Source organism: Geodermatophilus sp. SYSU D00663 (assembly GCF_054050655.1).
In genome coordinates this window covers 1-20,840 of the sequence record NZ_JBJGZT010000019.1, presented here as the reverse complement: position 1 = coordinate 20,840, position 20,840 = coordinate 1, and the positions used below count along the sequence as shown (strand labels likewise).

The following is a 20,840-nucleotide window of genomic DNA, read 5'->3' as shown; positions in this document are numbered from 1 at the left end:
CCATGCGACTGGTTCCCGACACCTCCCCGGGCCGGCTCGTCGGCGAGGACGTCCGCGTCCCGACGGCCGGCGGGGGGCTCACCCGCTACGTCGACCTCGACGCCGCGGCTACCAGCTCGTCGTCGGTCCGGGTGGCCCGGGCGGTGCAGGAGTTCCTGCCCCGCTACTCGAGCGTGCACCGCGGTGCCGGCGCGAAGTCCCGGTACACCAGCGCCCGCTACGAGGCCGCCCGCGAGACCGTGCTCGCCTTCGTCGGGGCGGACCCCGCCACGCACGAGACCGTCTTCGTCCGCAACACCACCGAGGCGCTGAACGCGCTGGCGTTCCGGCTCGGGCTCGAGCCGGACGACGTGGTGCTCACCACCGCGGTCGAGCACCACGCCAACCTGCTGCCGTGGCGCCGCGCCGCGCGGCTGCGGGTGGTCGAGGTCGGCGCCGGGGGGACCTTCACGGCCGAGGACGTCGTCGCCGCGCTCGACCAGCGCCCGACCCCGCGAGTCCTGGCCCTCACCGGCGCCTCCAACGTCACCGGCTGGCTGCCCGACCTGGCCGCCATCACCGCCGCCGCCCGGGAGCGCGGCGTGTTCGTGGTGGTGGACGCCGCCCAGCTGGCGCCGCACCGGCCGATCGACGTGACCGCCCTCGGCGTCGACGCCCTCGCCCTGTCGGGGCACAAGGCGTACGCGCCCTTCGGCGCCGGCGCGCTCGTCGCCCCGCGGAGCCTGCTCGGCCGCGGCGAGCCCCTGCTGGTCGGCGGCGGCGCGGTCCGGGCGGTCTCCTTCGACGACGTCGTGTGGGCCGGTGCCCCCGACCGGGACGAGGCCGGTTCGCCGAACGTCGTCGGCGCGGTCGCGCTGGCCGCCGCGGCCGAGGAGCTGGCCGAGGACTGGCCCGGCCTGCTCGCCCACGAGCGCGCCCTCACCGCGGCGCTGGACGCCGAGCTCGCGACGGTCCCGGGGCTGCGCCGCCTCGGCCCGGTGACGGGGGACCGGCTGCCCGTGGCGGCCTTCCTCCTCGACGACCTCCCGCACGGTCTGGTGGCCGCCCGGCTGTCCGCGGAGTTCGGGATCGGCGTGCGCAGCGGCTGCTTCTGCGCCCACCCGTACATGGCCCGCCTGCTGGAACTGAGCGAGGAGCAGGTCCGCGCCTTCCACGACGCGGCCCGGGCCGGCGAGGTCCGGCTGCCCGGCGCCGTGCGCGCCAGCGCCAACCGCGGGACGACCCTGGACGACGTCGCGGCGCTCGGGGCGGCGCTGCGCACCGTCGCGGCGACGCCGGAGGAGAGCGCCCGCTACCGCGTCGACGAGCGGGGCGAGTACCTGCCCGGTGAGGCGCGGACGCCGGTCCTGCTGGGGGCCTGACCCCGGGAGGTCAGACGCGGGCGAGCAGCGACCTCAGCGGCGGCGGGTACGCCGCGGGCTCCAGCCGCTCGACGAGGGCGCGCGCGTAGCGGGCCTTGCGCCCGCTGGTGGTGCCGAGGAAGCGGCGCAGCTGCGCGTCGGCCGGGCGCCCGCGCTGCGCCGGCTGCCGCCGGAAGGTGGTCAGGGCGTGGGCCTCGCGGTGCTCGGCGACGGCCGCCTCGACCCCGGCCGTCCCCACCGCCCGGACGAGCTCGTCCTCGAGGTCGGCGACGCAGGCGGAGAACCCGGCCGTCGCCGGGTCGGGCACCCCGAGCGCCCGGCGGACGACGTCCCGCTCGGCGAGGTCGTAGAGGCCGGCCACGCGGACGCCGGGACCGATCGCGGCCAGGTGGCGGCGGACGGCGTGTGCACCGCCCATCGCGACCACGTCCACGCCCTCGGCGGCCAGGTCCCGGCCCAGGCCCCGCGCGGCCGCCAGCACGGCCTCGCGGTCGCTGACCCCCTCGACGAGCACCACCGCGCGGAGGACGGGCGGGAGCGGCACGGGCGGACGGTCCCACGCGGGGGGCGGGGAGGCCACCGGGTTGCCGGGTGGAGCGGAGGAGAGCGGGTGACGGGAATCGAACCCGCACTGTCAGCTTGGGAAGCTGATGTTCTGCCATTGAACTACACCCGCGACGGCCTGACGGCCGGACGCCAGCGTAGCAAGGGCGGCGGCATCGGTCGGCAGGCCGGGGTCAGCCGGCGGGCCGGGGGCTGCGGATGGTCACCGTGGTCCCCTCCGGCCCCGGAACCGCGGTGACGTCGGCGAACGCGCTCATGAGCATCGAGCCGCGGCCGCGGTCCATGCTCGACGTCCGCTCCTTCCACTGCCCGTGGTCGCGCACCGCGATCTCCACCGCGCCGCCGTCGACGGCCACCCGGACGTCCACGTACGGCTCGCGCGGGTCCTGCGCGTGCTCCACCGCGTTGGTGGCTGCCTCGCAGGCGGCCAGCACGAGGTCGTGGACGCGGTCCTCGTCCAGGCCGGCGTCGGTGAGCAGCGCCCGCAGCCGGCGGCGCAGCGGCGGGATCGCCGCCGCGCTCGAGGGGAACCGCCAGGTCGTCGTCGTCGCACCCGGGAGGTGCGCCGGGGCCGGCGCCGCGGGGGCGGCCGGGACGGCGTCGGCGGCGCGGGGACGCGGCGGCGCGGGAGCGGGGACGGCCGGGGCGGACGGCGACGGGGCAGCCGGGGGCGCCGGCTCCCGCCGGCCCCGGGAGCGCTCGAGGACCGCGCGCAGCCGGCCGAGCAGCTCCGCGGACTCGAACGGCTTGGGCAGGTAGTCGTCGACGCCGGCGTCGAAGCCCTCGACCGCGGCCTCCTGCCCGGCCCGCGCGGTGAGCATGACCACCGGGACGGCGCGCGTCGCGGGGTCGGCCCGCAGCGCGCGCAGCAGCCCGAACCCGTCCAGGCCCGGCATCATCACGTCGCTCAGGACGACGTCGGGACGCACCCGCGCGACGTCGCGCAGGGCCGCCTCGCCGTCGGCCGCCGTCCGCACCGTCCACGACGGCGACAGCAGCCGGGCGAGGTAGGCGCGCATGTCGGCGTTGTCGTCGACGACGAGCACGGTGCCCAGCGGGTCGGGCGACGGGGCGGGCCGGCACAGGTCGTCGTCCCACGGGGTGAGCGCGGCCGCGCGGACCGCGGCTGCCGACGCGGGCGGCGGGGTGTCGGTGTCCGGCTCGCCGAAGGGCAGCCGCACGGTGAAGGTGCTCCCGGCGCCGGGCTCGCTCTCCACCTCCACGGTGCCGCCGTGCAGCGCGACCAGCTCCCGGACCATCGCCAGGCCCAGGCCGGTGCCCTCCCGGCTGCGCGCGGGGGAGCCGGTCACCCGGTGGAACCGCTCGAACAGCGCCGGCAGCTCGGCGGCGGGGATGCCCACGCCGGTGTCGGCCACCTGCAGGACCACCTCGTCGCCCTGGGCGCGCAGGGAGACGGTGATGCCGCCGACGAAGGTGTACTTGACCGCGTTGGCGACCAGGTTGAGGACGACCTTCTCCCACATCCGCGGGTCCACCGCGGCGGGGCGGGGCAGCGGCGGGCAGTCGACGTCGAGGGTCAGGCCGGCCCGCTCGGCCGCGGCGCGCAGCACGCCGGCCAGCTCGCCGGTGCAGGCGGCGAGGTCCGTGGCCACCCGCACCGCGGCCGTGCGCCCGGCCTCGATGCTCACGAACTCCAGCAGGTCGTCGACCAGGCGCTTGAGCCGCTGGCCGTTGCGCAGGGCGAGGGTGAGCCGCTCGCGCACCGGCTCCGGCAGCTCCCCGCCCGAGTCGGCGAGCGCGTCGGCGATCGGGGCCAGCAGCAGGGTCAGCGGCGTGCGCAGCTCGTGGCTGACGTCGGAGAAGAACGTCGTCTTGGCCCGGTCCAGCTCGGCCAGCGCCTCCGCCCGGGCGCGCTCGGCGGCGTAGGCGCGCGCGTCGGTGACCGCGCCGGCGACCTGCGCGGCCAGCAGCTGGTGGAAGGTGCGGTACTCCTCGTCCAGCGCCCGGTTGGGGCTGACGCCGACCAGCAGGGCGCCCACCGTCTCGCGCCCCGCCCCGCCCGACAGCGGCAGCGCGACCGCCCGCTCCACCTCGTCACCGAACGGCCCGCCGGGCACGTGCAGGCCAGCGACGTCGACCGCGCCGAGCTCGGCCGCCGCGCCCACCGCCGCCGGCAGCGCCGCGGCGCCGACGCCCGCGGTGGCCACCCGGTGCAGCCGGCCCTCGCCGTCGCCCAGGTAGACCGCGGCGAACGGGACGTCGAGCGGGTCGGCCCCCAGCGCCCCGCACACCCGGACGGCCAGGTCGCGCTCGTCCTCGCGCCGGCCGGCCGCGGTGGCCACCTCGTGCAGCAGCCGCTGCCGCCGCTCGGCCACCACCTGGCGGGTCACCTCGGTGCACACCGCGTGCATCCCGGCCACCTCGCCGTCGTCCCCGAAGGCGGGGGCGTGCGAGACGGTGAAGTAGGTCTCCTCGCGGTAGCCGGCGCGCTCGAGCAGCAGCAGGAGCTGCGGGATCCACGAGGCCTCGCGGGTGGCCATCGCCCGCTCGACCGGCTCCTGCAGCGCGGCCCAGCCCTCGGCGAGGGTGATCCGCAGGTCGTCGCCGATGGCGCCGGGGTGCTTCGCGCCGATCAGCGTGGCGTAGGCGTCGTTGTAGAACTGCGTGTACTCCGGGCCCCAGGTCAGGATCATGGGGAACCGCGAGGCCAGCACGGTGCGGACGGCGTAGCGCAGGCTCGCCGGCCAGCTCTCCACCGGCCCGACCGGCGTCGTCGCCCAGTCGAAGGCGGCCATCAGCCGGCCGTTCTCGCTGCCGCCGGCGAAGACGTCCTCGGTCCCGGGGCCCGGCGCGACGCCGCGGACCCCGCCGGACGCGACGGGATCCGGCGCCACGCACACCTCCCGGCACAGCCGTGCGGACGCGGGCGGGACCGCCGCCGGCGCGTCAGGACCTCGGGAGCCGAGCTGCTCCCCGCTGCTCGAACGGTACATCCGTGACCCGGGACCCCACCGGCCGTGCCGGGGTCAGCGCCGCATCTCGGCCAGGAACCCGGTGGCCTCCGAGCGCAGCCGCTCGGCCATCTGGGACAGGCCGGTGACGTCGGTGTCCGCGGTACCCAGCGACGCCGTGCCGTCGACGGCCGCGGCGATCCCGTCGACCAGGCCGTTCATGTCGGTGACCGTGGTGCCGACCGAGCCGATGACGGCGGTGACGTCGTCGCAGGCCGCGCGGATCGCCTCGACCTGCGCGGTCACCCGCTCGGTGGCCTGCGCGGTCTGGTCGGCGAGGTCCTTGACCTCGGAGGCGACGACGGCGAAACCCTTGCCGGCCTCCCCGGCGCGGGCGGCCTCGATCGTGGCGTTGAGCGCCAGCAGGCGGGTCTGCGCGGCCACGGACTCGATGAGGGCGATGACCTCGCGGATCTCGGCCGAGGTGCGGGTCAGGGAGCCGAGCGTGCCGGTCGCGTTGCCCACCTCGGCCGACGCCGCCGCCGCCGCGCTGGTCAGCCCGGCGGCGGACGCGCTCATCTCCGTGGCCGCCGTCGCGACCTGCTCGCTCATCGCCAGCACCACCGACTCGAACGCGTCGGCCAGCCGCAGCCGCGAGGTCTGCGCCTCGGTGACCCGCCCGGCGGTCGCCCGCATGGCGTCGCGGGCGGTGTTGATGTCGGTGGCCGCGTGCCGGTAGGCGCCGTGCAGCCCGGTGCGCAGGACGCTGCGGTGGAAGCGGCCCTCGGCGGCGGCGGCCAGCGCCGCCCGGGACTCGCGCACGAAGGCGTCGCTGACGTCGAGCGCGCGGTTGACGCCGTGCCGCAGCGCGGCCAGTTCCGGCACGGCGTCCGAGCCGTCGACCGGCACGGCCCGCGCCTCCAGGTCCCCGCGCGCGGCCGCCTCGCAGGTCTCGGTCAGCCGGCGCACGAACGCGCGGTGGACCTCGAGCTCCGCGGCGTCGGAGCGGGTGCGGGAGCGTGCCATCTCAGTCCTCCTCCTCGGCGATGACCGACCACACGAAGTCCGCGTAGGACGCCGCGTGCTCGCCGATCAGCCGGTCGAACAGCTCGGACGACGCCGCGACGGCCGCGCGGGCGTTCGGGTGCCGCCGCTCCTCGGCCAGGAGGCGCTCGTAGATCGGGCGGACGCGGTCGACCGCCCGGCGGGAGGGCCGGCGGCGGTTGGAGTGGTAGCCCACGACCGACCCGTCGGCGCCGTAGGACGGCGTCACGTGCGCCAGCACCCAGTAGTGCGCGCCGTCGGCGGCCAGGTTGTCGATGTAGGCGAACAGCTCCTGCCGGGCGGCGAGGGTGTCCCACAGCAGCGTGAACACCGCGCGCGGCATGTCGGGGTGCCGGATGAGGTTGTGCGGCTGCCCGATGACCTCGTCGAGGGTGTAGGCGCCCACCCGCAGGAACACGTCGTTCGCGTACGTGATCACCCCGCGCAGGTCGGTCTTGGAGACGATGAGCTCCTCGGCCGCGAACGTCCGCTCCTCACCCGTCGGCCGCACGGCGAGGCGGCCGGCGCGCGGTGCGGTCCGGGGGCGGGTGTCCAGCACGCGGTGTCCTCCTGCGTCCGGCGGGTCGTCCCGGCAGGTATCGGCAGGAACGGTCCGGACACGACCCGAACCGGGGGGTCCGGGACCTCCGTCCCGCGGGAAGCGGAGGGGGCGCCCGGCGGCCTCCCTAGACTCCGCGCCATGCTGCTGTCCGACCGCGACATCCGCGCCGCGATCGCCGAGGGGCGTCTCGGCATCGAGCCGCACGACGCGGGGCTGGTGCAGCCCTCGAGCATCGACGTCCGGCTCGACCGCTACTTCCGGGTGTTCAACAACGCCCGCTACACCCACATCGACCCCGCCCAGCAGCAGGACGACCTGACCACCCTGGTCGAGCCCGACGGCGACGAGCCGTTCGTCCTGCACCCCGGCGAGTTCGTCCTCGGCTCCACCCTCGAGGTCGTCACCATCCCCGACGACCTCGCCGCCCGGCTGGAGGGCAAGAGCTCGCTCGGGCGCCTGGGGCTGCTCACCCACTCGACGGCGGGCTTCGTCGACCCCGGCTTCTCCGGCCACATCACGCTGGAGCTGTCGAACGTGGCCAACCTGCCGATCACGCTGTGGCCGGGCATGAAGATCGGCCAGCTGTGCCTGTTCCGGCTCACCGGCCCGGCCGAGCACCCGTACGGCTCGGCGGTGTACGGCTCCCGCTACCAGGACCAGCGCGGGCCGACGCCGTCTCGCTCGTTCCGGAACTTCACCCGCGCGGAGACCCGGCGGGCGCAGGGCTGACCGCCGCCGGCGACCAGCCGGGCACCTCGTCGTCGACGAACCGGTCCCGGGTGACCAGCCACCCGGTGACCGTGAGCCCGACGGTGGCGACGGCGACGAGCACGAACATGCCGGTGTAGCCGCCGGTCGCGCCGCGCAGCACGCCGACCAGCAGCGGCCCGGCGCCGGCGAGGACGTACCCCCAGCCCTGCGTGACCGTGGACAGCGCGGCCGTCGTCTCCGGCGTCCGGGCGCGCAGCCCGATCAGCGCCAGCACCATGCTGAAGGTGCCCATGCCGACGGCGAGCACGCTCATCCACAGCCACGGCAGCGTGCGCGGGGCCAGCCACAGGCCGCTCCAGCCGACGACGTAGCAGGCCATGAAGCCCAGCAGCAGCGGCCGCTGCCACCGCTGGCGGACGGTGAGCGACGGGGTGACCGCGTTGACCGGGATGACGACGACCGAGTTGATCCCGAGCAGCAGCCCGGCGGTGGCCGCGCTCAGGCCGGAGTCGCGCAGGTACTGCGCCGACCAGCCCATGACGACGTAGGCCTGCGTCGCCTGCAGGCCGAAGAACGCCGCCAGGGTGAGCGCCAGCGGGCTGCGCGCCAGCGGCGCCATCCGCACCGCGCGGTGGGTGCCCCGGCTCGCACCGGGGGAGCGCGGGGCGAGGAACCACGGCACCGCGGCGACCAGCGCGAGCAGCGCCCACACGCCGATGGCCCACCGCCAGCCGCCCGGGCCGACGGCGGCGGCGATCGGCGCGGTGGAGATCGCCGCGACGGCCCCGCCGATGGCCATGGACGCGCTGTAGGCGCCCACCAGCAGGCCGGTGCGCGCGGGGAACCAGCGCTTCACCAGGCCGGGCAGCAGCACGTTGCCCAGCGCGCCGCCGACCATCGCCAGCACCGTGCCGGCGACGAACAGCGGGAACGAGTCGACGACCGCCCGCAGCACCAGCCCGGCGGCCATGGTGAGCAGCGCGCCGGCCAGCACGTGCGCGTCCCGGAACCGGGCGGCCAGCGGCGGCCCGGCGAAGCCGATGGCGGCGAAGCACAGCACCGGCAGCGTCGTCACCACGCCGGCCGCGGCGCTGGAGACGCCCAGCCCGCGCTCGAGCTCCTCGAGCACCGGGCCGACGGTGCTCACCGCCGTCCGCAGGTTCGCGGCGGTCAGCACGATGGCGACCGCGACGAGCGCGAGTCCGCGCCGTCGCTCGCCGGCCGTCGGGATCGGGGGAGCGTCGTCGGCCGTGCGGGTCACCCGTCGATGGTCCCCCGCACGTCCGGCCCGCCCGGAGGCGGGTGCACGGGCCAACCGTCTAGGTGCGCAGCCCCGTGCGCGGCGTGGCCTCGAAGCGGGGCAGCACCTGGGGGACCCGCCGCCACAGCACCCGCTGCAGGAGCAGCGTGACCACGGCGGCCAGCAGGATGCCGGCGAGGTTGATCCCCAGCTGCAGGGCCGCGCGCCAGAACTCGGCGCCGCCGCCCAGGGCCAGCGACACGGCCATGTCCGCGGCGGCGGGCACCGTCGTCACGGAGATGAAGACGCCGACCAGCGCCCCGCTCTTCGCCGACGTCAGCGACAGCACGCCGGCGATGCCGGCCAGCACCGCCACCACCACCGACCAGTGGTCCGGCGCGGTGATGAACCCGGTCTGCGGGCGGTCCGTGGCGAGCACCCCGGGGTCGACCCAGCCCAGCCCGCGGGCGGCGAGCGCGGCCAGCGCGGTGACCGCGATCGCCAGGGCGAAGCCGGCGAGCAGCGCGCGGGCCGCCGCCCGGGCGACCCCGCGCCGCCGGTGCACGAGCGCGACGGCGAGCCCCGCCAGCGGGGCGAACTCCGGGCCGAGCACCATGGCGCCGATGACCAGGACCGCCGAGTCGTTGACGATCGCGATGCCGGCCAGCAGCGTCGCGATGGTCAGGAACGACAGGTAGGAGACCGACAGCGACGAGTCCGCGGCCGTCGTCCGCACCACCTGCTCCCAGACGACGGCGTCCGAGCCGTCGCCCGGCGCGGCCTCCTCCGCCCGCTCGGCGACGGCGGAGACGGCCGTGTCCACGGCCTCGATCGCGATGCCGCCGTCGCGGTCGACGTGCAGCTCGCGCAGCGCCCCGACGAGGGCGTCGGCGGACTCGCGGGTGACGTCGGCGAGGAGCAGGTCGCCGGGCGGCTCGACCGAGGCGCCGGGCAGCACGGCGAGGTGGGCGGTCCCGGGGCAGCGGGTGAACAGGTCGCGGACGGCGTCGGTCCGGTGGGGCGGGACGGTCACCCGCAGCTGCAGCAGCACGCGCGGTGTTCTACCGGAGGACCGGCCCCCGAGACGGCGGACGCCGCCGGCGAGGAGCTGCCCTGCCGACGGCGTCCGTCAGGATGGTGCGGGTCCTCGCTCAGGCCTGGCCGTGGCCGGTGGCGGCGGAGCCGGTGCCCGCGACGTCGTCGTCCGCGGTGCCGACCTCGGCGCCGTGCTCGGTGCCCGGGGTGCCGACCGGCGCCATCGAGCGCAGCAGGATCTGGCTGACGTCGAGGACCTCGACGTGCTCGGCGGCCTCGCCGTTCTGCTTCTTCGCCGTCAGGGCGTCCGACAGCATCGTGATGCAGAACGGGCAGGCCGTGGAGATGACGTCCGGGTCGAGGCCGAGGGCCTCCTCGGTGCGCTCCACGTTGATCCGCTTGCCGATCTTCTCCTCCATCCACATGCGCGCGCCGCCGGCGCCGCAGCAGAAGCCGCGGTCCTTGCAGCGGTGCATCTCCTGGGTGGAGAGGCCCTGCACGCTGTCGAGGATCTCCCGCGGCGGCGTGTAGACCTTGTTGTGCCGGCCCAGGAAGCACGGGTCGTGGTAGGTGACCTTGCGGTCCACCGGCGTCACCGGGGTGAGCCGGCCCTCCTCCACCAGCTGGCTGAGCAGCTGCGTGTGGTGGACGACCTCGTACTCGCCGCCGACCTGCGGGTACTCCCGGCCGAGCGAGTTGAAGCAGTGCGGGCAGGTCGTGACGATCTTGCGGGTGCCCGGCACGCGGCCCTCGAAGACGCCGTTCAGGGTCTCGACGTTCTCCTGGGCCATCATCTGGAAGACGAACTCGTTGCCCATGCGGCGGGCGGGGTCGCCCGAGCAGGTCTCCCCGGAGCCCAGGACGGCGAACTCGACGCCGGCGGTGTGCAGCAGCTCGGCGACGGCCTTGGTGACCTTCTTGGCGCGGTCGTCGATGGCGCCGGCGCAGCCGACCCAGAACAGGTACTCGACGTCGTAGGGCAGCGGGCCGTCGGCCATGCGGACCTCGAAGTCGACCTCCTTGATCCAGTCCTCGCGGGTGCTCGGGCTGACGCCCCAGGGGTTGCCGCGGTTCTCGAGGTTGCGCAGCATCACGCCGGCCTCGGACGGGAAGTTCGACTCGATGAGCACCTGGTAGCGGCGCATGTCGTCGATGTGGTCGATGTGCTCGATGTCGACCGGGCACTGCTCGACGCAGGCGCCGCAGTTGGTGCAGCTCCACAGGACGTCGGGGTCGATGACCCCGCCCTCCTCGAGGGTGCCGACCAGCGGGCGGTGCGCCTGCGCGTCGTTGGTGCCCTCGATGCGCGCGTAGCCGGAGGCCCAGACCTGCTCGTCGCTGGGCTTGAGGACGTCGAAGTCCGGGGCGGTCTCGGCGGCGGTCTTCTCACCCAGGAGGTACGGGGCCTTGGCGTACAGGTGGTCCCGCAGGTCCATGATCACCATCTTGGGAGACAGCGGCTTGCCGGTGTTCCAGGCAGGGCACTGGCTCTGGCACCGCCCGCACTCGGTGCAGGTGGTGAAGTCGAGCATCCCCTTCCAGGTGAAGTCCTCGATCTTGCCGCGACCGAAGACGTCGTCCTCGCCCGGGTCCTCGAAGTCGATCGGCTTGCCGTTCGAGGTCATGGGCTGCAGCGGGCCGAGGGCCGGGGCGCCGCTGGTGCCCTCGCGCTTGAAGTAGATGTTCGGGAAGGCGCTGAACCGGTGCCAGGCGACGCCCATGTTGAGCGTGCGGCTGAGGACGACCAGCCAGACCAGCGAGACGACGATCTTCACGAACGCGACGACGCTGAGCAGGTCCGGGCTGTCGGGCAGCACGGTGGCCAGCAGGCCCGAGACCGGGTGCGACCAGGCCGGCGCCTCGGTGAGGTCCGAGGAGATCTTGAGCGCGCGGATCAGCAGGATGCAGATGCCGACGGTCAGGACGACGGCCTCGACGAAGTAGCCGCGCCCCTCGTTGGACCCGGCGAAGCGGCTCGCGCGGCCCTGGCGGCGCGGGTGGTCCTTCTGGCGCCGGTAGATCAGGTACAGGATGCCGAGGATCGTCCCGGTGCCGATGACGTCGGCGAAGAGGTTCCACAGGCTCCACTCGCCGAGCAGCGGCAGGTGGAAGGCCGGGTTCCAGACCTCGCCGAAGGCCTCGACCAGGGTGAGGAACAGGCCGTAGAAGCCGACGAAGACGAACCAGTGGGCCGCGCCGATGGCCGACCACTTGAGCATCCGGGTGTGGCCGAGCGACTCGACCAGCAGGGTCTTCATCCGCGGGCCGAACGGCCCGAACCGGCTGCTGTCGGCCTGGCCGGTGCGGATGATCCGGACCATCGCCCGGACGGCCTTGTAGGCGAGGACGACCGACACGATGAGGAACAGCACGCTGATCGTGCCGAGCACGATCTGCAGGGGGCCCGTCATGATTCCCTCTCCCCACGCCTCTGCGGCGTCGGTTGACTCCGTCCGCACCGGACGACGAGAAGGGTCCCGCCGCCGTCTCCGGCCCTGAGGACCGGGGGCGGATCACGCGCGGGCTGCGGTGCCCACGCAGCCCAGCACGATAGCCGGGGTGCGTTCAGGTTACTCGGCAGTAACCAGAGGCGCGGCGCCCCGATCCGAGGCGGTCCGACGGTGCTCCCCGCCCACCGACCGGCGTCCTGACGTGCGGTTTCGCGACCTGGGGATCCGGCTGGAACACGACGGGGGCGTGTTTCCGCGCAGGCGCCGTCGGGGTGGGGAGTGACCGGGCTCACGCCCCCGGGTCGCGCCCCGGTCACCGCGTCCCGGCCGTCGCATGATCAGGCCGCCTGATCGTGCCGCGTCCTGGTGCAGCGCCGACGGTGAGCCAGGAGGCGTCGTGGTGAGCCAGGACGGTGTCGCGACGTCGTCCACAGGTTCCGTGGGGACCTCGGCGCGGTCGCCGCAAGATCGAAGACTGTCGACGTGCACCCGGAACTCGCCCGCCTCGCGGCCGCCCGGCTCGGCGTCTTCACCGCGCGAGAGGCCGTGCGCGTCGGCTACCGACCCGACGAGATCCGCTCCGAGCTGAGCGCCGGCCACTGGCGCTGGTTGCGGCGAGGCGTCTACGTCCGCGCCCGAGACCTAGCTGCCGCCGAGTCGGACGTCCGGCTCCGGCACCTCCTCGACTGCGTCGCGGTCCTGCTCGCCCTGGCTCCCGGTCCGGTCCTGAGCCACACCTCCGCCGCCCGGGTCCACCGCCTCGTCCTCCCCGAGGACGTCGACGGGGCCGTGCGGCTGACCCACCCGGGCCAGTGGCGGCGCGGTCGGGGTTACGTCGTCGCCCGGGCTTCGCTCCCGGACGGTGACCTCGGGCGACTCGCCGGATTCGGCGTGACCGCGCCGGCGCGGACGCTCGTCGACTGCGCCCGGGAGTGGGACCTCGTGGACTCGGTGGTGGCGATGGACGCCGCACTGCACGACCGGCTCGCCGGACGGGAAGACCTGCAGGCTGCCGTCCTCCGTGCGGTGCACTGGGTCGGCATCGGCGACGCGGCGCGGGCCCTCGGGCTCGCGGACGGCCGCGCGGAGTCCCCGCTCGAGTCCCGTGGTCGGCTCGCGTTGATCGAGGCCGGACTGCCCCGTCCGGAGTTGCAGGTCGAGGTGCACGGTCCGCGAGGCTTCGTCGCGCGGGTCGACGCCTGGTACGACGACGCCGGAGTCGCCATCGAGTTCGACGGGCGGGTGAAGTACCTCGACCCCCTCGACGGCCGGCATCCCGGGGAGGTGCTCTGGCGGGAGAAGCGGCGCGAGGACCTCCTGCGCGCGCTGGGCATCCGGGTCGTGCGCCTGGCACACGAGGACCTCGTGCCCGGACGGCGGCGCGAACTCGAGGCCCGGGTGGGTGGGCTCCTGGCGGCCCCGGCGGTCGGGCCACGCCGGTATCGCGTCGTCCGCACCGTCGAGCCCACCAGGGGGACCGGGCCGATCGCGGCGTCGTCGACCTAGCTCGCCGTCGTGCGTCCTGGCTCACCGCCGACGCTGAGTCAGGACGCAGCACGATCAGGCCGCCTGATCGTGCGCAGCTCGACCCCTCGGGAACACCGCCGGGCGGTCTGCCGTTACGGTGGGCAGGAAAGTTGAGCGGACCCCGCGCAAGGCGGGAGGTCCCTCGACCGACCCCCACGACACCCAGCACCACCCGAGCACACGGAAGAGGAGCCAGCTCCATGGCACGAGCGGTCGGCATCGACCTCGGCACCACCAACTCCGTCGTCACCGTCCTGGAGGGCGGCGAGCCGACGGTCATCGCCAACAGCGAGGGCTCGCGCACCACGCCCTCGGTCGTCGCGTTCGCCAAGAACGGCGAGGTCCTGGTGGGCCAGTCGGCCAAGAACCAGGCGGTCACCAACGTCGACCGGACCATCCGGTCGGTGAAGCGCCACATGGGCACCAACTGGCAGACCGGCGAGATCGACGGCAAGCGCTACACGCCGCAGGAGATCAGCGCCCGCATCCTGCAGAAGCTCAAGCGGGACGCCGAGACCTACCTGGGCGAGACGGTCACCGACGCCGTCATCACCGTCCCCGCCTACTTCGAGGACGCGCAGCGCCAGGCCACCAAGGAGGCCGGTGAGATCGCGGGCCTCAACGTCCTGCGCATCGTCAACGAGCCGACCGCGGCCGCGCTGGCCTACGGCCTGGACAAGGGCGAGACCGAGCAGACGATCCTCGTCTTCGACCTCGGTGGCGGCACGTTCGACGTCTCGCTGCTCGAGATCGGCGAGGGCGTCATCGAGGTGAAGGCCACCGCCGGTGACAACCACCTCGGCGGTGACGACTGGGACGAGCGGATCGTCAAGCACCTGGTGCAGACGTTCAACGCCCAGAACGGCATCGACCTGTCCAAGGACAAGCTGGCCATGCAGCGCCTCCGCGAGGCCGCCGAGAAGGCCAAGATCGAGCTGTCCGGCGCGCAGTCGACCAACGTCAACCTGCCCTACATCACCGCCGGCGCCGAGGGCCCGCTGCACCTCGACGTCACGATGACCCGCGCCGAGTTCCAGCGGCTCACCCAGGACCTGCTCGACCGCACCCGCGCGCCGTTCAACCAGGCGATCCGCGACGCCGGCATCTCCGTCGGCGAGATCGACCACGTCGTCCTGGTGGGTGGCTCGACCCGCATGCCGGCCGTCACCGACCTGGTCCGCGAGCTGACCGGCGGCAAGGAGCCCAACAAGGGCGTCAACCCGGACGAGGTCGTCGCCATCGGCGCCGCCCTGCAGGCCGGCGTCCTCAAGGGCGAGGTCAAGGACGTCCTGCTGCTCGACGTCACCCCGCTGTCCCTCGGCATCGAGACCAAGGGCGGGATCATGACCAAGCTCATCGAGCGCAACACCACGATCCCGACCAAGCGCTCCGAGATCTTCACGACGGCCGACGACAACCAGCCGTCCGTGCAGATCCAGGTGTTCCAGGGCGAGCGCGAGATGGCGATGTACAACAAGAAGCTCGGCATGTTCGAGCTGACCGGTCTGCCGCCGGCGCCGCGCGGCGTCCCGCAGATCGAGGTCGCCTTCGACATCGACGCCAACGGCATCGTGCACGTGTCCGCCAAGGACCTGGGCACGGGCAAGGAGCAGTCGATGACCATCACCGGCGGCTCGGCCCTCCCCAAGGAGGACATCGAGCGGATGATGCGCGACGCCGAGGCCCACGCCGAGGAGGACAAGCGCCGCCGCGAGGAGGCCGAGACCCGCAACCTGGCGGAGTCGCTGCAGTACCAGACCGAGAAGTTCCTCGCGGAGAACGGTGAGCGCATCCCGGCCGACAAGAAGGAGGAGCTCGGCGAGGCCCTGACCGAGCTGCGCTCCGCCCTCGGCGGCTCGGACATCGCCGCGATCAAGTCGGCGCAGGAGAAGGTCGCCCGCGTCTCGCAGGAGGTCGGCGGCGCGCTCTACGCCCAGCAGGCCCAGGCGGGTGACGGCGCCGGCGCCGGTGCCGGTGCCGCGGGCGCCTCGGGTGACGGGTTCGGCGCGTCGGCCCCGTCCGGCGACGACGACGTCGTCGACGCCGAGATCGTCGACGAGGACACCGACCGCCGATGAGCCAGGGGGACGAGCAGCCGCGGGTCGTGATCCGGGACAAGCGGCGGATCGACCCCGTCAGCGGTGAGGTGCGGACGCCGGCCGGCGAGCAGCCGGCCGGCGTCCCGCCCCGCCCGGCTCCGGCACAGACACCGGCCCACTCATCGCCAGGGGAGCAGATGACCGAGAACCAGACCGCCGCCCCGGAGGCCCCGGCGGCGCCGGTCGTCGACAGCGCCGCGGACGGCGACCTGTCGCGCCAGCTGACCGAGCGCACCGAGGACCTGCAGCGGGTCACCGCCGAGTACGCCAACTACCGGCGGCGGGTCGACCGGGACCGGCAGCTGGTCGTCGACCAGGCGGCCGAGCGCTTCGCCGCCCAGCTGTTCCCGATCGTCGACGACATCGAGCGGGCCCGGGACCACGGCGACCTGACCGGCGCCTTCAAGGTGGTCGCCGACCGCGTGCTCGGGCTGCTCGACGGCCTGGGCGTGGAGGCCTTCGGCGTCGCGGGGGACCCGTTCGACCCGTCGCTGCACGAGGCCGTCCTGCACGACACGTCCGACCACGTCACGGTGCCCACCGCGACGACGGTCCTGCGGCAGGGTTTCCGCCGGGGCGACCGCGTGCTGCGCACGGCCATGGTGTCCGTGACCGAGCCCGCGGGCGGCGCCGCGGACGCCCCCGAGCAGGAGGCGACCGGCGGCGGCGTGCCGGGGGAGACCCCGGCCGCCGGCTGACCGGCCGCCACCAGACGCAGAGAGGAGGCGTCCGATGAGCACCCGGGACTTCATCGAGAAGGACTACTACGCCGCGCTGGGCGTCTCCCAGGGCGCTGACGCCGCGGAGATCAAGAAGGCCTACCGCCAGCTCGCCCGCGACCTGCACCCGGACAAGAACCCGGGCAACACGCAGGCCGAGGCGCGCTTCAAGGAGGTCTCCGAGGCCTACGACGTGCTGTCCGACCCCAAGCGGCGGGCCGAGTACGACGACGCCCGCCGGCTGTTCGGCTCCGGCGGCGCCGGGGCGCGTGCCGGGTTCCCCGGGGGCTTCCCCGGCGGGACCGGCGGCGGCCAGCCGTTCGACCTGGGCGACCTCTTCGGCGGAGCCGGGGGCGCCGGGACGCGCGGCGGGGGCGGCGGGCTCGGCGACCTGTTCGGCAACCTCTTCGGCGGTGCCGCACCGGGCTCGGCCCGGGCCCGCTCCCAGGCGGCGTCCGGGCCGGCCCGCGGGCAGGACGTCGAGACCGAGGCCACCCTCTCCTTCGAGGAGGCCGTCCTCGGTGTCACCGTGCCGCTGCGGATGCAGAGCCCGGGCACCTGCCCGACCTGCTCCGGCAGCGGCGCCCGCCCGGGCACCTCGCCGCACACCTGCGAGGTGTGCGGCGGCGCCGGGGTCACCAGCCGCAGCCAGGGCGCGTTCGCCTTCTCCGAGCCGTGCCGCAACTGCCGCGGCACCGGCCAGGTGGTCGACGACCCGTGCCCGACCTGCCAGGGCGACGGCGTCACCACCCAGACCCGCACGATCACCGTGCGGATCCCGGCCGGCGTCAAGGACGGGCAGCGGATCCGGCTGGCCGGCAAGGGCGCGCCGGGACGGCGGGGCGGCCCCGCCGGCGACCTGTTCGTGGTCGTGCACGTCAGCGACCACGAGCTGTTCGGCCGCAAGGGCGACGACATCACCCTCACCGTGCCGGTCACCTTCCCCGAGGCGGTCCTCGGCACGACGCTGACCGTGCCGACCCTGGACGGCAACGTCACGCTCAAGGTGCCCGCCGGCACGGCGAGCGGCCGCACGCTGCGGGTCCGGGGCCGGGGCGTGCCCGGCCGCGGCCGCAACGGCGACCTGCTGGTGACCGTGGAGGTCGCCGTCCCGCAGCGGCTCTCGGCCGAGGCCGAGCGGGCGGTGAAGACCCTCGACGCCGAACTGGGCGACCCGCGCCCGCAGATCACCGCGGCCACCCAGCGCAACGCCGAGCGCGGGAGCACCCGGTGAGCGCCGCGGGGACCGAGGGCCGGGAGCGCGCCGACGCGAGCCGCGCCGTCGCCGACGACGCGCCGGTCTTCGTGATCTCCGTGGCCGCGCAGCTGGCCGGCATGCACGCCCAGACGCTGCGCCAGTACGACCGGCTCGGCCTGGTCACCCCGGGCCGCACGGCGGGCGGCGGGCGGCGCTACAGCCCGCGCGACGTCGCGCTGCTGCGCGAGGTCCAGCGGCTGTCCCAGGAGGACGGCGTCAACCTGGCCGGCATCAAGCGGATCATCGACCTGGAGTCCCAGGTCGAGGCGCTGCAGCAGCGCGTGCACGAGCTGGTCGCCGAGCTCGAGGAGTCCGAGCACCGGCGGATCGCCGCGGAGACGGCGATGCGCAGCGGCTACGGCCGCGACCTGGTCGGCACCGACCTCGTGCCGGTGCGGCGGCAGCACACGTCCGCGCTGGTCGTCTGGCGCCCGAGGGAGGCGCAGCGGTGAGCGGGAACCCCGGCGGCGCCGTCGTCGTCCAGGGAGACGTGACGAGCGCGCGCCGGGAGCAGCAGCACGAGTCCTTCGTGCGGCTGGAGCGCGAGATCGGCCTGCTCCTGCGCCGGTCGCGGGCCATCTCGGCCCGGCTCGCCCGCGAGCTGCACCCCGACCTCGACGGCGCGGCCTACGGCCTGCTCGCGCTGCTGGCCGACGCCGGCCCGCTGCGCGCCAGCGACCTGGTCGCCCGGCTCGGCCTCGACAAGAGCACGGTCAGCCGCCAGGTGGCCTCCCTCGTGGCACTCGGCATGGTCGACCGCGAGCCCGACCCCGCCGACGGGCGGGCGCAGGTGCTCACCCCGTCCCCCGAGGGCGCGGCCCGGCTCGCCCGCATCCGCGACGCCCGCCGGGCGCGCTGGGAGGCCGACCTGTCCGGCTGGCCGGCCGAGGACGTCGCCCAGCTCGGTGAGCTGCTGGCCCGGTTCAACCGGCTCGGCGAGGCCCGCGAGGCGGGGGACGCCGCGGTCCCCGCGTCCTGACCCCGACCCTCCCGCACCACGCCACGACGGCGCCCGGACCCCCGCGGTCCGGGCGCCGTCGTCGTGTCGGGGAACACGCCGGGCGGGTAGGAGGTTGTAGACAGCAACCAACCGGATGTATGGTTGTGGTCTGCAATCACCTTGTCCACGAGGTCGCCATGCCCATCACCTCCCGGACGCGCGAGCGGCTCACCGCCGGCATCGCGCGCCTCGTCCGGGCCGGCCGGCACGTGTCCGGCCGGGCCGCGGACTCCGTCTACGGGGAGCTGCCCTCCTTCGGCTGGGCGCTGCTCGTCCCGCTCGAGCGCGACGGCGAGCAGCGCTGCAGCGCGCTGGCCGCGCAGGCCGGCGTCGACGTCTCGGTCGCCAGCCGCCAGGTCGCCGCCCTCGAGAGGGCCGGCCTCGTCGAGCGCCGGCCCGACCCGCACGACGGCCGCGCCAGCCTCATCCGGGTCTCCGCCGCGGGCGTCACCGCCCTGGCCCAGACCCGCGCGCTGCGCTCGGAGTGGGCCACCCGGGCCCTGGCCGACTGGGACGAGGCCGACGCCCACCGGCTCACCGAGCTGCTCGAGCGGCTGGCCGACGACCTCGACCGCGCCGCGCCGCCGCCCGCCCGCTCGCCGCACGCCGGCTCCCCGCACGCCGTCGGGGCCGCCTCGTGACCACCGCCCGACCGTCCGGGCCGCCGTCCGCACCCGATCCCGCACCGACCAGGAGCACCGTGACCACCACCCGCGAGCCCGCCGTCGCCGCCCCGGCGGCGGAGGCGCCCGCCGAGCAGCAGGGCCGCATGACGCACCGGCAGATCCTCGAGGCCCTCTCGGGGATGTTGCTGGCGATGTTCGTGGCGTTCCTGTCCTCGACCGTCGTCTCCAACGCCCTGCCCACGATCATCACCGACCTGCGGGGCAGCCAGAGCCAGTACACCTGGGTCGTCACCGCCACCCTGCTCGCCTCGACGGCGTCCACGCCGATCTGGGGCAAGCTCGCCGACCTGTTCAGCAAGAAGCTGCTGATCCAGCTGTCGATCGTCGTCTTCATCGTCGGCTCGATGCTCGCCGGCCTGTCCCAGTCGGTGGGCACGCTCATCGGCTGGCGCGTGCTCCAGGGCCTGGGTCTCGGCGGCCTGCAGGCGCTGGTGCAGATCGCGATGGCCGCGATGATCAGCCCCCGCGAGCGCGGCCGGTACTCGGGCCTGCTCGGCGCGGTCATGGCCGTGGCCACCGTCGGCGGCCCGCTGCTCGGCGGCCTGCTGGTCGACACCAGCTGGCTCGGCTGGCGCTGGTGCTTCTACGTCGGCGTGCCCTTCGCCGCCGTGGCGCTGGTGCTGCTGCAGCGCACGCTGCACCTGCCGGTGACCAGGCGCCGGGTCCGCATCGACTACCTCGGCGCCGCGTTCCTCACCGCGGGCGTCTCCGCGATGCTCATCTGGGTCACCCTCGCCGGCGACCGGTTCGCGTGGGCCTCGGTCGAGACGGCGCTGTTCCTGGGCGGCAGCGCGCTCGCCGTCGTCGCCTTCGTCGTGACCGAGCTGCGGGCGGCCGAGCCGATCGTCCCGCTGCGGCTGTTCCGCGACCGGACCACGACCCTCGCCATCGTGGCCAGCGTCGCGATCGGTGTGGCGATGTTCGGGTCCACCGTCTTCCTCGGCCAGTACCTGCAGATCTCCCGCGGCTACTCGCCGACGGCGGCCGGCCTGCTGACGATCCCCATGGTCGGCGGCCTGCTCGTCTCCTCCACCGTCTCGGGCATCCTCATCACCCGACACGGCCGGTGGAAGCGGTTCCTGGTGGCCGGGTCGCTGCTCGTCGTCGCCGGGTTCGGCCTGCTGGCGACCGTCGACCACGAGACGGACATGGTCCTGCTCGGCGTCTTCCTGTTCGTCCTCGGCGTCGGCATCGGCATGACCATGCAGAACCTGGTCCTCGCGGTGCAGAACACCGTGGCCGCGAGCGACCTCGGCGCGGCGTCGTCGGCGGTGGCGTTCTTCCGCAGCCTCGGCGGCACCGTCGGCGTCTCCGTGCTCGGCGCGGTGCTCAGCAACCGGGTGACCGACCTGATCACCGCGGGCCTGCCGCCGGAGGCGGCCGCGGCCGGCGGCGGCTCGGGCGGCGTCGGCCTGGCGAGCCTCGCGGACGCGCCGCCGGCCATCCAGGAGCTCATCCGGGTCTCCTACGGCGACGCGACCGGCCGGGTCTTCCTCGTCTCCGCGGTCATCGCGGTGGTCGCCGTCGCGGCCATCCTGCTCATCCGCGAGGTGGCCCTGCGCACCGAGAGCGGCGAGGAGCGGCTGGCCCGCGAGTCCCGCCCCGCGCTCGCCGAGGACGAGGCGGTCGGCACCGCCCGCTGACAGAACGCACGACGGCCCGCTCCCCGGCT

General features: G+C 75.0%; 17 protein-coding genes and 1 tRNA gene. 10 read left to right on the top strand and 8 right to left on the bottom strand.

What is annotated here, in order from left to right:
* Nucleotides 1-2 precede the first annotated feature (2 nt).
* On the top strand, nucleotides 3-1,361 hold the full coding sequence (locus ACI79Z_RS15355) for an aminotransferase class V-fold PLP-dependent enzyme (protein WP_456903121.1): 1,359 nt from the start codon (nucleotides 3-5) through the stop codon (nucleotides 1,359-1,361).
* Between the two features lie 10 nt (nucleotides 1,362-1,371).
* On the opposite strand, the gene ACI79Z_RS15350 is transcribed toward ACI79Z_RS15355, so the two are convergent.
* The 5 genes from ACI79Z_RS15350 to ACI79Z_RS15330 all read right to left on the bottom strand — a co-directional run bounded on the left by ACI79Z_RS15350 (nucleotide 1,372) and on the right by ACI79Z_RS15330 (nucleotide 6,440).
* A complete protein-coding gene (locus tag ACI79Z_RS15350) occupies nucleotides 1,372-1,905 on the bottom strand; it encodes a TOPRIM nucleotidyl transferase/hydrolase domain-containing protein (protein WP_387992023.1) in 534 nt (177 codons plus the stop codon).
* A 61-nt stretch (nucleotides 1,906-1,966) separates the two neighbouring features.
* A tRNA-Gly gene (locus ACI79Z_RS15345) sits at nucleotides 1,967-2,037 on the bottom strand.
* A gap of 61 nt (nucleotides 2,038-2,098) precedes the next feature.
* On the bottom strand, nucleotides 2,099-4,780 hold the full coding sequence (locus ACI79Z_RS15340) for an ATP-binding protein (protein ID WP_456903120.1): 2,682 nt from the start codon (nucleotides 4,778-4,780) through the stop codon (nucleotides 2,099-2,101).
* Nucleotides 4,781-4,912: 132 nt separating this feature from the next.
* Nucleotides 4,913-5,863, bottom strand: coding sequence for a methyl-accepting chemotaxis protein (locus ACI79Z_RS15335; RefSeq protein WP_456903119.1), 951 nt, complete (start codon nucleotides 5,861-5,863; stop codon nucleotides 4,913-4,915).
* 1 nt (nucleotide 5,864) lies between these two features.
* Nucleotides 5,865-6,440: a PAS domain-containing protein gene (locus tag ACI79Z_RS15330; protein ID WP_456903118.1), complete on the bottom strand. Its 576-nt coding sequence runs from the start codon at nucleotides 6,438-6,440 to the stop codon at nucleotides 5,865-5,867.
* Nucleotides 6,441-6,581: 141 nt separating this feature from the next.
* Here ACI79Z_RS15330 and dcd point away from each other — a divergent pair, with 141 nt between their 5' ends.
* The gene (dcd, locus tag ACI79Z_RS15325; protein ID WP_387992035.1) at nucleotides 6,582-7,172 is read left to right on the top strand and encodes a dCTP deaminase; all 591 of its coding nucleotides are present in this window, start codon (nucleotides 6,582-6,584) and stop codon (nucleotides 7,170-7,172) included.
* Here the strand turns inward: dcd and ACI79Z_RS15320 are convergent.
* The 3 genes from ACI79Z_RS15320 to ACI79Z_RS15310 all read right to left on the bottom strand — a co-directional run bounded on the left by ACI79Z_RS15320 (nucleotide 7,138) and on the right by ACI79Z_RS15310 (nucleotide 11,840).
* Nucleotides 7,138-8,415: a CynX/NimT family MFS transporter gene (locus tag ACI79Z_RS15320; RefSeq protein WP_456903117.1), complete on the bottom strand. Its 1,278-nt coding sequence runs from the start codon at nucleotides 8,413-8,415 to the stop codon at nucleotides 7,138-7,140. The genes dcd and ACI79Z_RS15320 overlap by 35 nt on opposite strands.
* 58 nt (nucleotides 8,416-8,473) lie before the next feature.
* Nucleotides 8,474-9,445, bottom strand: a complete 972-nt coding sequence (locus tag ACI79Z_RS15315; protein WP_456903116.1) for a DUF389 domain-containing protein — start codon at nucleotides 9,443-9,445, stop codon at nucleotides 8,474-8,476.
* Nucleotides 9,446-9,545: 100 nt separating this feature from the next.
* Entirely contained in the window at nucleotides 9,546-11,840 is a 2,295-nt protein-coding gene (locus tag ACI79Z_RS15310; RefSeq protein ID WP_387992044.1) for a heterodisulfide reductase-related iron-sulfur binding cluster, read from the bottom strand.
* Nucleotides 11,841-12,362: 522 nt separating this feature from the next.
* On the opposite strand from ACI79Z_RS15310, the gene ACI79Z_RS15305 reads away from it, so the two are divergent.
* The 8 genes from ACI79Z_RS15305 to ACI79Z_RS15270 all read left to right on the top strand — a co-directional run bounded on the left by ACI79Z_RS15305 (nucleotide 12,363) and on the right by ACI79Z_RS15270 (nucleotide 20,811).
* A complete protein-coding gene (locus ACI79Z_RS15305; protein WP_387992047.1) occupies nucleotides 12,363-13,385 on the top strand; it encodes a hypothetical protein in 1,023 nt (340 codons plus the stop codon).
* Between the two features lie 221 nt (nucleotides 13,386-13,606).
* Nucleotides 13,607-15,484 carry a molecular chaperone DnaK gene (gene dnaK / locus ACI79Z_RS15300; RefSeq protein WP_387992050.1) on the top strand — a complete coding sequence of 626 codons (1,878 nt, stop codon included), beginning with the start codon at nucleotides 13,607-13,609 and terminating at the stop codon, nucleotides 15,482-15,484.
* Nucleotides 15,481-16,203 carry a nucleotide exchange factor GrpE gene (grpE, locus tag ACI79Z_RS15295; RefSeq protein WP_456903115.1) on the top strand — a complete coding sequence of 241 codons (723 nt, stop codon included), beginning with the start codon at nucleotides 15,481-15,483 and terminating at the stop codon, nucleotides 16,201-16,203. The genes dnaK and grpE overlap by 4 nt, the downstream gene beginning before the upstream one ends.
* Before the next feature lie 34 nt (nucleotides 16,204-16,237).
* Nucleotides 16,238-17,458, top strand: coding sequence for a molecular chaperone DnaJ (gene dnaJ, locus ACI79Z_RS15290; RefSeq protein WP_387992056.1), 1,221 nt, complete (start codon nucleotides 16,238-16,240; stop codon nucleotides 17,456-17,458).
* The gene (locus ACI79Z_RS15285; RefSeq protein ID WP_387992059.1) at nucleotides 17,455-17,934 is read left to right on the top strand and encodes a heat shock protein transcriptional repressor HspR; all 480 of its coding nucleotides are present in this window, start codon (nucleotides 17,455-17,457) and stop codon (nucleotides 17,932-17,934) included. The genes dnaJ and ACI79Z_RS15285 overlap by 4 nt, the downstream gene beginning before the upstream one ends.
* On the top strand, nucleotides 17,931-18,461 hold the full coding sequence (locus tag ACI79Z_RS15280) for a MarR family winged helix-turn-helix transcriptional regulator (protein WP_387992062.1): 531 nt from the start codon (nucleotides 17,931-17,933) through the stop codon (nucleotides 18,459-18,461). Before ACI79Z_RS15285 ends, ACI79Z_RS15280 begins: the two co-directional genes overlap by 4 nt.
* Nucleotides 18,462-18,619: 158 nt before the next feature.
* Nucleotides 18,620-19,123, top strand: coding sequence for a MarR family winged helix-turn-helix transcriptional regulator (locus tag ACI79Z_RS15275; protein ID WP_456903114.1), 504 nt, complete (start codon nucleotides 18,620-18,622; stop codon nucleotides 19,121-19,123).
* Between the two features lie 59 nt (nucleotides 19,124-19,182).
* Nucleotides 19,183-20,811 (top strand): MFS transporter, encoded by a 1,629-nt coding sequence (locus ACI79Z_RS15270; protein ID WP_456903113.1) that lies wholly within the window; start codon nucleotides 19,183-19,185, stop codon nucleotides 20,809-20,811.
* Nucleotides 20,812-20,840 lie beyond the last annotated feature (29 nt).